Origin of the sequence: Uliginosibacterium gangwonense DSM 18521, from assembly GCF_000373965.1 — a bacterium.
In the GTDB taxonomy this organism is placed as follows: Bacteria; Pseudomonadota; Gammaproteobacteria; order Burkholderiales; family Rhodocyclaceae; genus Uliginosibacterium; species Uliginosibacterium gangwonense.
The window spans coordinates 114516-127590 of the sequence record NZ_KB892868.1; the positions used below are offsets into that span (position 1 = coordinate 114516).

At 54.5% G+C, this 13075-nt stretch carries 14 protein-coding genes; 3 read left to right on the forward strand and 11 right to left on the reverse strand.

Features of this window, described 5'->3' with window-relative positions; all coding sequences use genetic code 11:
* Positions 1-340 precede the first annotated feature (340 nt).
* On the forward strand, positions 341-859 hold the full coding sequence (locus tag B145_RS0123210; protein ID WP_018610604.1) for an HD domain-containing protein: 519 nt from the start codon (positions 341-343) through the stop codon (positions 857-859).
* Between the two features lie 124 nt (positions 860-983).
* Positions 984-1967 (forward strand): MBL fold metallo-hydrolase, encoded by a 984-nt coding sequence (locus B145_RS0123215; protein ID WP_018610606.1) that lies wholly within the window; start codon positions 984-986, stop codon positions 1965-1967.
* 103 nt (positions 1968-2070) lie between these two features.
* On the opposite strand, the gene hypA is transcribed toward B145_RS0123215, so the two are convergent.
* From hypA to B145_RS0123240, 5 genes are all read right to left on the reverse strand, one after another.
* Positions 2071-2415, reverse strand: a complete 345-nt coding sequence (gene hypA / locus B145_RS0123220) for a hydrogenase maturation nickel metallochaperone HypA (protein ID WP_018610609.1) — start codon at positions 2413-2415, stop codon at positions 2071-2073.
* Positions 2416-2524: 109 nt separating this feature from the next.
* Entirely contained in the window at positions 2525-4339 is a 1815-nt protein-coding gene (locus B145_RS0123225) for a nickel-dependent hydrogenase large subunit (RefSeq protein WP_018610610.1), read from the reverse strand.
* A 43-nt stretch (positions 4340-4382) separates the two neighbouring features.
* Positions 4383-5378, reverse strand: a complete 996-nt coding sequence (locus tag B145_RS0123230; protein ID WP_083917862.1) for a hydrogenase small subunit — start codon at positions 5376-5378, stop codon at positions 4383-4385.
* A 39-nt stretch (positions 5379-5417) separates the two neighbouring features.
* A complete protein-coding gene (locus B145_RS27920; RefSeq protein WP_018610613.1) occupies positions 5418-5867 on the reverse strand; it encodes a hydrogenase expression/formation C-terminal domain-containing protein in 450 nt (149 codons plus the stop codon).
* Complete coding sequence (locus tag B145_RS0123240) at positions 5864-6475, reverse strand: hydrogenase maturation protease (protein WP_211209902.1); 612 nt, start codon at positions 6473-6475, stop codon at positions 5864-5866. The genes B145_RS27920 and B145_RS0123240 overlap by 4 nt, the downstream gene beginning before the upstream one ends.
* Positions 6476-7021: 546 nt before the next feature.
* On the opposite strand from B145_RS0123240, the gene B145_RS0123245 reads away from it, so the two are divergent.
* Complete coding sequence (locus B145_RS0123245; RefSeq protein WP_018610617.1) at positions 7022-8245, forward strand: heavy metal-binding domain-containing protein; 1224 nt, start codon at positions 7022-7024, stop codon at positions 8243-8245.
* A gap of 13 nt (positions 8246-8258) precedes the next feature.
* Here B145_RS0123245 and B145_RS0123250 read toward each other — a convergent pair whose 3' ends face one another.
* The 6 genes from B145_RS0123250 to B145_RS0123275 all read right to left on the reverse strand — a co-directional run bounded on the left by B145_RS0123250 (position 8259) and on the right by B145_RS0123275 (position 13066).
* Positions 8259-8729 (reverse strand): DUF2269 family protein, encoded by a 471-nt coding sequence (locus tag B145_RS0123250; RefSeq protein WP_018610619.1) that lies wholly within the window; start codon positions 8727-8729, stop codon positions 8259-8261.
* 1 nt (position 8730) lies between these two features.
* The gene (locus tag B145_RS0123255; protein WP_211209903.1) at positions 8731-9984 is read right to left on the reverse strand and encodes an SDR family oxidoreductase; all 1254 of its coding nucleotides are present in this window, start codon (positions 9982-9984) and stop codon (positions 8731-8733) included.
* Positions 9985-10116: 132 nt separating this feature from the next.
* A complete protein-coding gene (locus B145_RS0123260) occupies positions 10117-10638 on the reverse strand; it encodes a GbsR/MarR family transcriptional regulator (protein ID WP_018610624.1) in 522 nt (173 codons plus the stop codon).
* A gap of 57 nt (positions 10639-10695) precedes the next feature.
* Positions 10696-11241 (reverse strand): nucleotidyltransferase family protein, encoded by a 546-nt coding sequence (locus tag B145_RS0123265; protein ID WP_018610626.1) that lies wholly within the window; start codon positions 11239-11241, stop codon positions 10696-10698.
* Positions 11242-11246: 5 nt separating this feature from the next.
* On the reverse strand, positions 11247-11936 hold the full coding sequence (locus B145_RS0123270) for a transposase (protein WP_018610629.1): 690 nt from the start codon (positions 11934-11936) through the stop codon (positions 11247-11249).
* Between the two features lie 8 nt (positions 11937-11944).
* Entirely contained in the window at positions 11945-13066 is a 1122-nt protein-coding gene (locus tag B145_RS0123275; protein WP_018610630.1) for a deoxyguanosinetriphosphate triphosphohydrolase, read from the reverse strand.
* Between the last annotated feature and the right edge of the window lie 9 nt (positions 13067-13075).

Sequence of the window (13075 nt, forward strand, 5' to 3'; positions counted from 1 at the left end):
ACCGAGGTCGAACCGGATGCATTTATATATACGAGGTTTGAAATATAGGCCGCATCCCCTGCTTGGCACAAGACATTTAAATTGGGGTCAGAGTGTATTTATACCGTAAAGCAAGTTTATTTGAAATTAAATTAGGGTCAGAGTAATTATTGAGCACCAATTCAGCCCTTCGGCCTATGCCCACATAGACAGCAAGGACGAGCGCACGCTTTCAAGTCAGGCTCACCACCTAGGCGGCTGGCGCGGCGGCGACGCAATCATCTGCCGAAATGCCCAACACAGTGGTGGGCGCGATCCGCTTCAGGCAAAATAGACGCCTATATTTAGTAGCCTCCCCTTTATGAATCGTTTAGTAGCAGCCCTCGCCTTTGCCGCCCAAAAGCACCGGGACCAGCGGCGCAAAGATCTCGCCGCATCGCCTTACATCAACCACCCCATCGCCCTGGCCAATGTGCTCGCCAACGAAGTCGGGATTGATGATGAGCGCGTGTTGATTGCCGCCGTCCTACACGACACCATTGAAGACACCAATACGACAGAACAGGAGCTTGTCCGGGAGTTCGGCAAGGAAATTTCCGACATCGTCATGGAAGTCACCGACGACAAGTCCTTGCCCAAGGCAGAACGCAAGCGGCGCCAGATTGAACACGCCAGCACGATCAGCCGCCGCGCCAAGCTCGTGAAGCTGGCCGACAAAATCTGTAATCTGCGGGATATCCACAACAGCCCGCCTGCGGACTGGTCGCTTGAGCGCAAGCAGGAATACTATGAATGGGCCAAAGCCGTCGTCAACGGCTTGCGAGGCGTACACCCGGCGTTGGAACACCTGTTTGACGAAGCCTGCAAAACGCGTCCCTAAACCTGCTTGCCGGGCACTTGCACAAAAAGCTTTGTGCATTAACAAAGCACAAAACCGTCTTTGGATGCCTTGGCAAAACGATCTAGACTGGCCTCCTGGTTAACGTTCCCACGCAGGAGCCCTTATGGATCGCAGCCCCCTTCTCACCCGCCGCCACTTTCTAGCCGGACTCTCTGCCCTGGCGGCGTCCGCCCCCTTGGGCCGTGTGCTGGCAGCGGAAACGACGAAAGAAATCGGGAAAGGCGCGGGGCAGGACAAGGGCAAAACTTCACGGCTGATCCTGCTTGGAACCGGTGGCGGCCCCACGCCCAAGCCGAATCGCTCGGCGCCTGCGCAGGTCATTGTCATCAACGGTCAATCCTACGTCATCGATTGTGGTAACGGAGTGGCCCGCCAACTGGTGCTGGCCGGGCTGAAACTGGGCTCGATCCGCAATGTGTTTCTCACCCATCACCATTCGGATCACAACGCGGATTACGGCAACCTGCTCCTACTTGCGTGGGGCTCAGACCTGGCTCATCGCGTAGACACCTACGGCCCACCGCCCCTGGTGAAGATGACGGAGCAATTCCTTGCGCTCAATGACTACGACATTCTCACCCGCATTGCAGACGAAGGGCGTCCGCCGCTCAAAGACCTGATTGTCCCGCACGAATTCTCCACGCCCGACGTGATATTTGAGGACGAGAACGTCAAGGTCACGGCCACCCTGGTCGAACATCCGCCCGTCACACCCGCGTTTGCCTACCGTTTTGATTGCCCGGATCGCTCCATCGTGATTTCTGGCGACACGCGCCCAACACCCAATCTCGTCAAGCTCGCCAAGGATGCCGATGTACTGGTGCACGAAGTCATGTACCTCCCCGCGCTCGAAGCGCTACTGGCCCGCGAGAGCAACGCCAAAACGCTGAAGGAACACCTGCTCGCCAGCCACACCACTACCGAGCAATTAGGCCAGCTTGCAAGCGAGGCGGGGGTCAAAACCCTGGTACTCTCCCATTTCGTCCCGGGGGGCTATCCCTTCATTGAAGATGCGATCTGGGAAGCGGCTGTCCGCAAAAATTTCGCGGGCCGCGTCATCGTTGGGCGTGATTTGTTGGAAATATGAGAACGCGCTGCGCAAACAGCGCTTGGGCCTTTATACAAAAACCCAATAGCATGACAAAACCGCGCAGCACTTGGCCATGCCAGTCGTCCGTATCAGGCAGTATTCAAGCTTCAACTTCAATGGATTTGACCCGCATTTCCGCGCCGCCGGTAACTTGCAGGGTATATCCACCGCATTCGGGGCAACTTGCATTACGGCTGGGAATCTCAACGCTGCGCTGGCAGCTCATACACCAGGCCAAACCGGGGCTAGCTAACATTTCCAAGATCGCACCTTCTGCGATACTGCCTCGTGTGACTGCTTCGAAGCAGAAGCTCATTGCCTCGGGTTCGACATTGGCAAGCTGGCCGATTTCAAGTACGACTTTTTTGACTCGCGTAACACCATTGCTGCGTGCGCTATCTTCAATCAACTCCAGCACACTTTCTACCAGTGAGACTTCGTGCACTGCAGCACTCTCCTTAGCGATCCACCCACTACCATGTTATCCAAAATGCATCCGAGCGAGGTGGATCACACCTCGCTCGGACACAAACCCGCTGATACAGAAAACAGCTTCAGGCAAAGTCGTTAAAGTCGACCGTTACCGAGGCTTGTCCATCTGGATCGGTCAGGTGGACTGCGCAGCCGATGCAGGGGTCAAAGCTGTGAATCGTGCGCAGCACTTCAATCGGCTGATCAAAGTTTGCAATGGGATGCCCCTGAAGCCCCGCTTCATATGGACCTGCAACCCCCGCCGCATCACGTGGCCCGGCATTCCACTGACTAGCCACGACACACTGGTAGTTGGAGATCTTCTGATTGTCGATCACCACCCAGTGACCCAAGGCACCACGCGGCGCTTCGGTAAAGCCAAAACCTTTGGCTGAAGCAGGCCATGTGGTTGGTGCCCATTTGGCATTGTTGAATACCGACACATCCCCACCGTTGATGTTGGACATCAGCTTGTTGTACCACCCCACCATGCCATCGCCAATCAGCTTGGTTTCAATGGCACGGGCCAGGGTACGGCCCAATGTGGAGTGGAAACGCGTCAGATTGGCATCAACCGTCCAGCCAATCTTGCCAAAGCACTGCTGCACCAGCGTCTTGGCCGTGGTATTGCCCTTGGCATACATCATCAAGACGTGGGCCAGGGGGCCGACTTCCATCGCACGCCCTCTCCAACGCGGTGACTTGATCCAGGAATAACTTTCGGCGTTATCCGGCAGCGTCGTGTAGCCTGGCGCAGGGCCGGTGTAGTTGAATGTCGTTTCCCCAGACCACGGGTGCAGCCCGGCATTCTTGCTGGCAGTCTTGTAGTCATACCAAGAGTGCGCAACGAATTCCTGGAATTCAGAGGTATTGGTGACATCAATCGGATAGATCTTGCTCAGATCCCGACCAATAATCACGCCACGCGGAATCAGGAAGCTGGCAGGATCATTGATGTTGGTGCTCGGGAATTCACCATAGCACAGATAGTTACCGACGCTTTCCCCGATGGTCGACCAGTCGGTTCCACCAGATTTGGCCGCATCCGTGTAAGCCTTGCACATCATGATCGCATCAGGCAGATAGACCTGGTCGACAAAGTTGCGCATGGTGGTGATGAGATCGCTGACCATTTTGAGCGAGGCGCTGTTGACTGCTGTGCCAGTGCTGATCTTGCCCGTGCCGCCGCCGCTTGAGCTGATGGCGCAGGGCATACCGCCGACCACCACGCTGGGGTGCGGGTCTTTGCCACCGAAGATGGTGTGCAGCTTGACGATGCTCCGGGACCACGAGAGGCACTCCAGATAGTGCGCCATCAAAACCAGGTTTTGCTCGGGTGAAAGCTTGTATGCCGAATGCCCCCAATACCCTTTGGCAAAAATACCCAACTGGCCGGAATTGATGAACGTGGTGAGCTTGCTTTTCACACCGGTAAAATAGCTGGCGGTGTTATTGGCGTAGGTGCTCATGGAGGCCTGAAGGGTTGCGGCCTTTGCGGGATCAGCTTTAATCGCAGAGGTCACATCAACCCAGTCGAGCATGTGCAGCAGATAGAAATGCATAACGTGGTCATGCATATACTGCGATGCAATCATCAGGTTACGGATCATTTCCGCATTGGATGGCACAGTGATGCCTAATGCATTTTCCACCGCACGTGCCGAGGTTACACCATGTACCACGGTACAGACGCCGCAAATGCGCTGGGCGAAAGCCCAGGCTTCACGCGGATCGCGTCCTTTCATGATCAGTTCAATACCACGCACCATGGTACTGCTGCTGGATGCGCGGGAAATCGTGTATGTGCCATCCGCATTGGCTGTTGTGTTTGCCTGGATGCGCAGGTGGCCTTCGATCCGTGTTACGGGGTCAATGACCAGTGTTCGAGAAGCGGCCATGTAATTCTCCTAGCTGTTTCTGCTGTATCGGTTTGAAATGTGATTAATCGCCGCCAGAGGTTTTGGTGTAGAGACCACCAAAATCCCAGAAACCAGGCTCTGTACAACCAATACAACCGTGCCCGGACTGGATGGGGAAACTCAAGCCCTGATTCCAACGCATCGTTGCGCATGCCGCATGGGTACGCGGCCCTTTGCAACCGAGAGGGCGCAGGCAACCACCCGCCCGAGCCGCTGCGTCACCAAAATTGGCCACATGCCCTGCCCGCTCGTTTTCCTCACGATAGCAGCTGCTATGGACCGTCTTGCCGTAATACATCGTTGGCCGCTTATTCGCGTCAAGCGCAGGAAGTGCATTATTGGTGAGGTAATATGCCAACACACCCGTAATGACTTCGGCAATCGGCGGGCAACCGGAGACATTGACCACGGTTTTGTTTTTGATGATGCTGGAAACTGGTACAGCCCCCGTGGGATTCGGACTCGCCCCCGGTAGACCACCAAACGCAGCGCAGCTTCCCACTGCAACAACAAATGCAGCGTTGGCGGCGGCCTTGTTCAAGCGATCCACCCCACTTTCACCAGCGGAGACAAAGTATCCACTCTTGGCGTTGGCCGGAATCGAGCCATCTACCACCAAAATATACTTGCCGGCATTTTTGGTCATGGCCTCGTTGCGCGCCGCTTCAGCAGCGGTGCCTGCTGCAGCCTGCAGGGTTTCCTGGTAGTCCAGCGAGAATGAGGTGAGGATCAAATTCTCAATGGTTGTGCCATAGGAATTGACTAGCGACTCCAGACATCCCGTACACTCCTGGAATGACATATAAATGATACAGGGGCGCGACGTGGTAAGCGCATAGGCCAGCTTGGGTGCCATGCTCGCTTCAAGCGCCATCGTAGATGTCAGCGCCGTGCAAAACTTTAAAAAACCACGGCGGCTGACACCAAGGTTCACAAGTCTTTCTCCTACCGTTCCCGGTTCAGCCGGGAACTCGAAATCAGGACTGTCTATTGAATCCGTCTTTTCGAGGTCAGTCATCGTACTCATCCTTTCTTGGGTTACCCCAAAGGTTTGTGCTCAATGAGTCTCTACTGCAGGCGAGGCATCGCTTCCCAGCAATTCTGCAGCCAGCCGCGCGGCCCCCTGTCGTATGTCAGGAGCTTGCGCCTTCAGAAGGTTGGGAAACCAAGCCACTTCGATTTGCTGGGTTTCCAACTGTTCTTCTGCGTCAAAATAGCTCAGCCACCATATGCCCGGATAAGATGTTTCTTCTATATCAACGTGACCAAAGCCCTCAAACTTGGCGCTGACCTCACCCTTGCCCAAACGTTCTCTGAGTGGTTGCATCTCATCGGCAAGAAAATCTTGCGCCCGAATGCGTAGGTCAATAACGCCTTTCTCGCCAGTAGAGAGAAAACGAGAAACCAGTTGTGCCAATTCTTCTAAAATGTCGTGATGCAACTGCTCAACACGCTGTGCACGGTTGGGTTTTTGCACTGCAATCGGGATGGTGATGGCCTTGTTCATTGCAACCACTCCTTGGCCAACGCGAGGGCTGCGTTGCATGCTTCTGGAATAGACTTGGCCACCTGCTCGGTAGGCGCTTCCCCCCACTCCAGGCTGGCGGGCTGAATGCCGATAATTGCCCGTTTGCTCGGCAAGCGGTCTTCCAGCAACACGACTGAAAGCACATCAAGCAAGGATACTTCGTGTACAGCCAGGCTTTGGCGCTGCCCTAAAAAATGATCCATCCCCTCACCTGTGAAGACCTGGATAGCACCCGGCTCACTATGCAATTCGGCTGCGTCGATAATGATGATTTGATCAGCATCTCCGATGAGCCCGGACAGCGCAAAGCCAATCGTTCCACCATCGACAAAATCGAGATTGAGTAAGCGCTTTTGATTTGCGTCAACATTGCTATCCAGCCATCGAATTGCGTGAACGCCAACTCCCTCATCCGACAGTAAGGGATTTCCAATGCCTAATATGACCGTACTAATTGAACTTGGCATATGACTCTTTGGCTGCACGGGCAATCCTTTCAACAAGGGTGTAGTCAGTTTCGCAAGGAAAGCAATATCAAAAATCCATTCGCATAGTAGTGGCTTGTTAATTATTGTCAAACCATTCATGACGAGCGGTTTTATTTTTTAAGTTGTTGCAAATAAGAATTTATTTCAACAAAACTGCAAAAAATTTCAGCCATTTATAAAGAACAACATACTCAGTGGTCTACTGCTGGAAGTTTCTACAATAGGCCACAGAAAATAAATTCCATATATCGTGCTGTATGCAAGTCGCAGCGCAGATGTGCTTGCCGGTTGCCGCCTGAGAATCGAAATAAAAATCACTCTGGAATAAAATTTTAAAGCATGTTTTTAATTCACTTTTTAGTTTTCGGCATACCCATTTTGGGCACTGCAGGAGATTGTCACAGCACCCCCAATACGTATTGCAAATCATTCACATTGGGTGCGATACGTCTCCAAATGTACTGAAGGCATTCATGGCTGCCTGAGAAAAAGTAATAGATTTGAAACGCTCCTCAAAAGCGCTTTGGAGAAACGATCTTCGTAACGCACCGCTGCCACCGTCCTCCGATACGGCGTCGTGCTTCTTCTGCCAACGTGCAGTATGATTCGCGGATAGTGCTTCCCAAACATTCTGCAGGGTTTGCCATGACCACAATTTCAGGGCTGTCCGGTAACGAGGTTTTCTGTCTGCATCGCCAGGGGCTTACACCGGGTGAGCTGGTGATTGGCAATAGCGTGGTGTCCCTCGGCCTGATTGGTAGCATTGGTGCGGGCCTGAAGACGCTTGCGGGCGGTGAGGTACGCGGGGTCACCGAGGTTATCCACGATGGGCGCAAACGCGCCATCGACCGGCTACACGAGGAAGCCCGCCATAATGGCGGCTATGGTGTAACAGGCGTGAGCAGTGAGTTGGTGTTTCACGGCACAAATATAGAATTCCTGGCTATCGGCTCCTGCGTGCGCGAAGCCGGGAAACCTGCCCGCACCCCTACGTTTTCCAGCGCCTGTGATGGGCAGGGTTTGTATTGCCTGCAAGACGCGGGCTTCACCCCAAAACATTTCGTCTTTGGGAATGTCGCCTATTCCGTAGGGGTTGGAGGCGGCATGATGGGGGTTTTGCGCAGCCTGGGGCGCGGCGAGGTCATCGAGTTCTCACAGGTTTTCAACCATACCCGCCATCTGGCCTTGGAACGGATTCGCGCAGAAGCCCGCCTGGTTGGCGCCAACGCAGTCACTGGCATCCGCACCGCCATTCTGCCCCTTGCAGGCATGCAGGAAATGGTGATGACCGGCACAGCAGGCATCCACCCTACCCTGCCTCCTTCCACCGAGGCCATGCCGATCACCAGTGACCTGACCCAAGAGGAAATGTGGAGCCTCATCAATCAAGGCTACATGCCGGTCCAGTTGGTGTTGAGCGTTTCGGTCTATTCCTTGGGCTTGGTGGGAGGAATCACCTCATTCCTGAAGTCTTTCGCCCGTGGAGAGATCAACGAGCTGACAAGCCTGATCTACGACGCACGCGAAAACGCCCTGCTACGCCTGGGCGACGATGCCCGAGACTTGGGCGCAGATGAGGTGTTGGGCGTGAAAACCTATGTCTATAATCTAGGCGGCGGCATCATCGAATTCCTCGCCATCGGCACGGCGGTACGCAGAATCGAAGGACTGAGCACCCGTAGCGAAGTGCTGATTCCCCAAGCCATCATCCGCGATCAAGACACATTCATCAACACCGCAGACACTTCCACCGCGTATTCACTTGGCAATCCAGCCAATGCTCAAGGTTCCATCAAATTGTTCTTTGGCTTGGGGATCGGGGTGTTCGTGTTTTTGTTTTTTATTCTCCGAGTCATTCTGGCACATTGATCCTACGTAGCGATCAGAAACTCATGGGCTTTGTCACCATCAGGAAATACACAGCCACCATCGCCGTAAAGGCGGGGTATCCGAGGATTTCCCAGCGGCGGGCATACACCCAATACAAGGGAGGCAGCTGTGTTTTACCCTGGTGCGCCGCCAGCGCCATCTTCCCCATCCGGATCTGGAGCCAAACCACCGGTAGCCAGCAAACCCCGGCCAGAGCATACAGGCCAAGCGAAGCAACAATCCAGAATGAATTCAGCGGCCAGCCGGACAGGTAAAGCAGATACGCGCCGGATAAGGGCTGCACAATAACCGCAGGCGTGGTGAAGCACCAATCGGCACGCACCACGAGCCGGGATACCACTGCGATGGCCTCCACCGAGCCAGAACGATTGGCAAAGAAGAGATAGAACGCAGTGCCGAATCCAGTACCCACCATGAGTACGGATGAGATGATATGGATGGTCTTGATGACAAGGTATTCCATATTAAGACTCCTCTGTATACAGGATCAAAAGCAGCGCCAGAATCGGCAGGTTTTTAAGCACAGGGCCGAAAGGATGGGCGAGAAACGCTGGCTCAAACACGGCAATCAGCAGGGAATAGGCGATCACTAGCCCGGCCTGAATGAGCCAGACCCCCTTTTGGGGATAGGCCACGCATGCAACCCCCATAATCAGATCCAGCACTGACGCACCGAATAGCGCCACCTGAGCAGGCGCGCCACTCAACCCCAGTGGTGCGAGCAACTCCAGACTGGCTTGAAGCGGATAGACACATGCACTCACATATGCCGATGCAATCCAGACGAATGCCATCACATAGCGCAACAAGGGGATGCGCCACAAAACCAATGCCCGCGAACGTGCCACTTCAGCGCATTGTGGTGCAATGAAATCATCAATCCCCCTGGGCACATGCCCCACCAGACGCGTATATCCACCAATATCCCCTGTATTGCCAGCCTGCAACATTTTCCAGTTATCCGTATTCAATACAGCACCGGGAATCATGCCCGCAAACCTTGCGGCTATCGCCATGACAGGCGCCAGAATGGTGGCGTGCCATGCTTCGGGAAAACCCATTTGGCGCCGATAACTATCGAGCATCTCACGATAAGAAATGCGAGAGGCTCCCACTACATCAATACACTTTCCACGTGCTGTCACCTGAGTAATACTTGCAACAATCGCATCAACCAAGTCATCTACATGAATGGGCTGAAACCTTGCGTCTCCAAGATCAGGAACGAGCATCAGAGGCAGGCTTGCGCTCATCCTGAACATTGCGGCGGATGTGCCATTCTGTCCATACACCAGTGAAGGGCACAGAATGCACCATTCAATTGGCAACTTCATCACACACTGATCTGCCGCATATTTACTCCTGAAATACGGAGTAGTACCCTGCTCCGCACCCAAGGCAGAAATCTGTACAACCCGCTTAACTCCAGCCAACACACAACCGGCAAACAATGCCGCAGGTGAGCGGTAATGAACGTCAGCAAATCGGGAACTGGTATTTTCTGTGATAATACCCACGGCATTTACCACAACATCTATACCACGCAGGCGCTCCGCCCACATTTCTGGCGCCAGGGGATGGCTGAAATCAATCTGCACATCCGTAATGCGGGAACATCGTCGGACACCCCGCAGCACATCGTATCCACCAAGTGCCAGCCGTTCGCAAAGGGCCTGACCGATAAAGCCTGAAGCTCCACATATAAGAATTCTCATCATGAAACTCCTACTGGGATGAAATGGCGCCAAATAGAATTTAGATTTAGTCAGTCATTTCTGTAAGAACAGAAATTTATATTTCATAAAAACGGACCGAAGTCCGTTTGCGTGTTGGTACAAGGTACTGATGATTTATCTACGGATAGCCCGACTGATTTTGGCGCCTGTACCCAACATTTTCATCAGTGTTTCAGGCTTATACCGTAGCATTTCATCGGCCAGCGCACTCATAGTATCGATGAACTCCAGCGTCTCCCCGATGCGCTGCTGCACGCCCTGGTCTTCCTCTGCAATGGCAGGATTCGCTAGGCATTCCCGCAGGGTTGTCACCGTAGGATCAATCTCACGCTGGCGCCGCCCGGCGACAATCAGCTTGAACAATTCCCACACGTCTGTCGAGGTTTCAAAGTAATCCCGACGGTCGCCCATGATGTGCACCACGCGCACAAGATTCCAGGCTTGCAATTCCTTGAGACTGTTGCTGACGTTGGAACGCGCAACCCCCAGCGTTTCAGTGATCTCTTCGGCATCCATCGGGCGCGCGGCAAGATAGAGCAAAGCGTGAATCTGTGCCACGGTGCGGTTAACGCCCCAGCGCGAGCCCATTTCCCCCCAGTGGAGGACAAAACGTTCTGCAATCGGTTTGAGTTCCATACAATACAGTGTAGCTGTTCATATATTTCTGTCAATACAGAAACAAAGGAAATTGCATCACACGTCCAATATGCGTAAGCCCGGCCAGCGCCGGACCCACCCTTTGGCATGCAGGCGCTTGTGCAACAGGGCGGAGGAACCAGGCACACGTGGATTTGGGCGCACGATGCCGCTCCAAGCATCCTCCAGCCCTTCTTGATTGGGCATGTACAAACCCAGCACAGGATTGATGCAGATGGAAAGGCAGGTTGCAAGCTCTGGATACCGGCTCACGGCATCCGCCGACGATGCATACGGCATCACGCCGTTGTGCTGATGCATGCGCGCCTGATTACGAACCTGCCAGCATGCACCCCTTGCAGCAAGCATGCGTTCATATGCCCGTTCCTGCTCAGCTGACAGATTCTGCGAACAATGGTAGGCAAGGTCAATATCAGCCAACGTCGTTCGGACGCCGAAAATCTCATCCCAGATGGCGTTGCGCACAAATCCGGCTACGATCGCCCATTGCGGCAAATGCAAACCAGCAGCCAGACGCAAACACTCCATCCGCCATGGGTCAGACGCGATCAAGGCCAGCGTTCTGGCATATAGCCCGCTCATGTCTGTTACGCCGGGTTGCGTCGTGGGCGGCCCTTTGGCAAGGGCTGAAACCGTCTGATGTCTTCACTATTGGCAAGGTCTGCAGGCGCTTGGCCCAGCAACCAGCCTTTATATCCAGCATGGCGGATCGCTTCCAGCTCTTTGCTAGGCGACCCCGCTTCAAGCAGGCTGCGGTAGCGGGCTTGGCGTTCGAATGGCGTATTCCCCAAAGCCCAGTACAGTGGGTGATCGCTGATCAGCGGGTCTGGCGTCAGACCAAGGTGATGCTGACAGCTTGACCAGAGATAGGCGGCGGGGTCAGCCACGAGGCCCTTGCGTTGCGGATTGAGTTCTATATACCGATAGCATGCCAGCACATAGGCTTCTGGCTGCACAGCGGTAGACCGGTAGCGCCCTTCCCATAGTGTGCCTGTGCGTTGATGGCGGTCGTTGAACCCCCGCACATAGCGGCGGCCCAAACGTTGCACAAGGGTGCTGACTGCATCGGCCTGTGGTGCGCTGAGCAGGAGGTGGGCATGATCCGGCATTAGTACATAGGCATGAAGAGAAACACCCAGTTCACGCACACCATCACGCAGAATATGCCGATAGTTTTGGCAATCGACTTCATCCAGAAATATCGGCGTGCCGTTGTTGCCCCGCTGTAAAACAAGCAAGGGAAATCCCGGCACGAACAAGCGCCCTAGTCTGGCCATGGGGTGCCCTAAATCTGCCCGATGGAAAAGAGGCGCTGATGTTCTTTCATTGCATATCGATCAGTCATACCCGCAATATAGTCCGCAATGGCGCGCGCCTTGTCGTCACGGGTACGCGCCTGATACTGGGGCGGGAGCAGGCGCACGTCCTGCATGAAGGCATCGAACAATTCGGCAATGATGCGCTTGGCTTTGCTCATTTCGCGCAGCACGCGGTAATGCCAATAGAGGTTTTCTCGCAGGAATTGCTGCAATTGGACTTGCTCGCGGATCATCGCAGGGCTGAAGGCCACCAAAGGCGGGGCATTGCGCACATCTTCCAGACTATGTACGCCAGACTCGGCAATATTCTTCTGCGTCTGCGCAATCAAGTCAATGACATGCGCATTAATCATGCGGCGGATGGTTTCATGGATCAGGCGGCGGCCCGCCACACCGGGGTACTGGGCCCGCACTGCCGCGCTATGGCGGAAAAACGCATCCACCTGCTCAAGCTGCTCCAGTGTGAGGAGCCCCGAGCGCAGGCCGTCATCAATATCGTGGTTGTTGTAGGCGATGGAGTCAGCCAGATTGCATAACTGCGCTTCAAGTGAAGGCTGTTTGCGCTCAATAAAACGCCGCCCTAGCTCCCCCAGGGTTTCGGCATTGTTGGCTGAGCAGTGCTTGAGAATGCCTTCACGGGTCTCATACATCAGGTTGAGGCCCTCAAATTCGGCATAGTGCTCTTCAAGCTTGTCGACCATGCGCAGGGACTGGAGGTTGTGTTCAAAACCACCGTAGTCCTTCATGCATTCGTTGAGTGCATCTTGCCCGGCATGGCCGAAAGGGGTGTGCCCAAGGTCATGAGACAGGGAAACCGCCTCGGCCAGATCCTCATTGAGTTGCAGGGCGCGTGCCAGCGAACGCGCAATCTGCGCAACTTCGATGCTATGGGTGAGACGGGTGCGGAACAGGTCGCCTTCGTGATTGACGAAAACCTGGGTCTTGTATTCCAGCCGCCGAAACCCCGTGGAATGGATGATGCGATCTCGATCACGTTGGAATTCTCCACGTGCCACGGGCTGAGGCTCGGGCACCTGCCGACCTTTGGAGTTAAGCTCGCTCACGGCATAGGGGGCCAGTGCATGCATGGTCTTACC

Excerpts from the sequence above, each read along its gene's own strand:
- B145_RS0123210 (WP_018610604.1), top strand. The coding sequence starts at position 341 with ATGAATCGTTTAGTAGCAGCCCTCGCCTTTGCCGCCCAAAAGCACCGG.
- B145_RS0123215 (WP_018610606.1), top strand. The coding sequence starts at position 984 with ATGGATCGCAGCCCCCTTCTCACCCGCCGCCACTTTCTAGCCGGACTC.
- B145_RS0123225 (WP_018610610.1), bottom strand. The coding sequence starts at position 4,339 with ATGGCCGCTTCTCGAACACTGGTCATTGACCCCGTAACACGGATCGAA.
- B145_RS0123230 (WP_083917862.1), bottom strand. The coding sequence starts at position 5,378 with ATGACTGACCTCGAAAAGACGGATTCAATAGACAGTCCTGATTTCGAG.
- B145_RS27920 (WP_018610613.1), bottom strand. The coding sequence starts at position 5,867 with ATGAACAAGGCCATCACCATCCCGATTGCAGTGCAAAAACCCAACCGT.
- B145_RS0123240 (WP_211209902.1), bottom strand. The coding sequence starts at position 6,475 with ATGAATGGTTTGACAATAATTAACAAGCCACTACTATGCGAATGGATT.
- B145_RS0123245 (WP_018610617.1), top strand. The coding sequence starts at position 7,022 with ATGACCACAATTTCAGGGCTGTCCGGTAACGAGGTTTTCTGTCTGCAT.
- B145_RS0123250 (WP_018610619.1), bottom strand. The coding sequence starts at position 8,729 with ATGGAATACCTTGTCATCAAGACCATCCATATCATCTCATCCGTACTC.
- B145_RS0123255 (WP_211209903.1), bottom strand. The coding sequence starts at position 9,984 with ATGATGAGAATTCTTATATGTGGAGCTTCAGGCTTTATCGGTCAGGCC.
- B145_RS0123260 (WP_018610624.1), bottom strand. The coding sequence starts at position 10,638 with ATGGAACTCAAACCGATTGCAGAACGTTTTGTCCTCCACTGGGGGGAA.
- B145_RS0123265 (WP_018610626.1), bottom strand. The coding sequence starts at position 11,241 with ATGAGCGGGCTATATGCCAGAACGCTGGCCTTGATCGCGTCTGACCCA.
- B145_RS0123270 (WP_018610629.1), bottom strand. The coding sequence starts at position 11,936 with ATGGCCAGACTAGGGCGCTTGTTCGTGCCGGGATTTCCCTTGCTTGTT.
- B145_RS0123275 (WP_018610630.1), bottom strand. The coding sequence starts at position 13,066 with ATGCATGCACTGGCCCCCTATGCCGTGAGCGAGCTTAACTCCAAAGGT.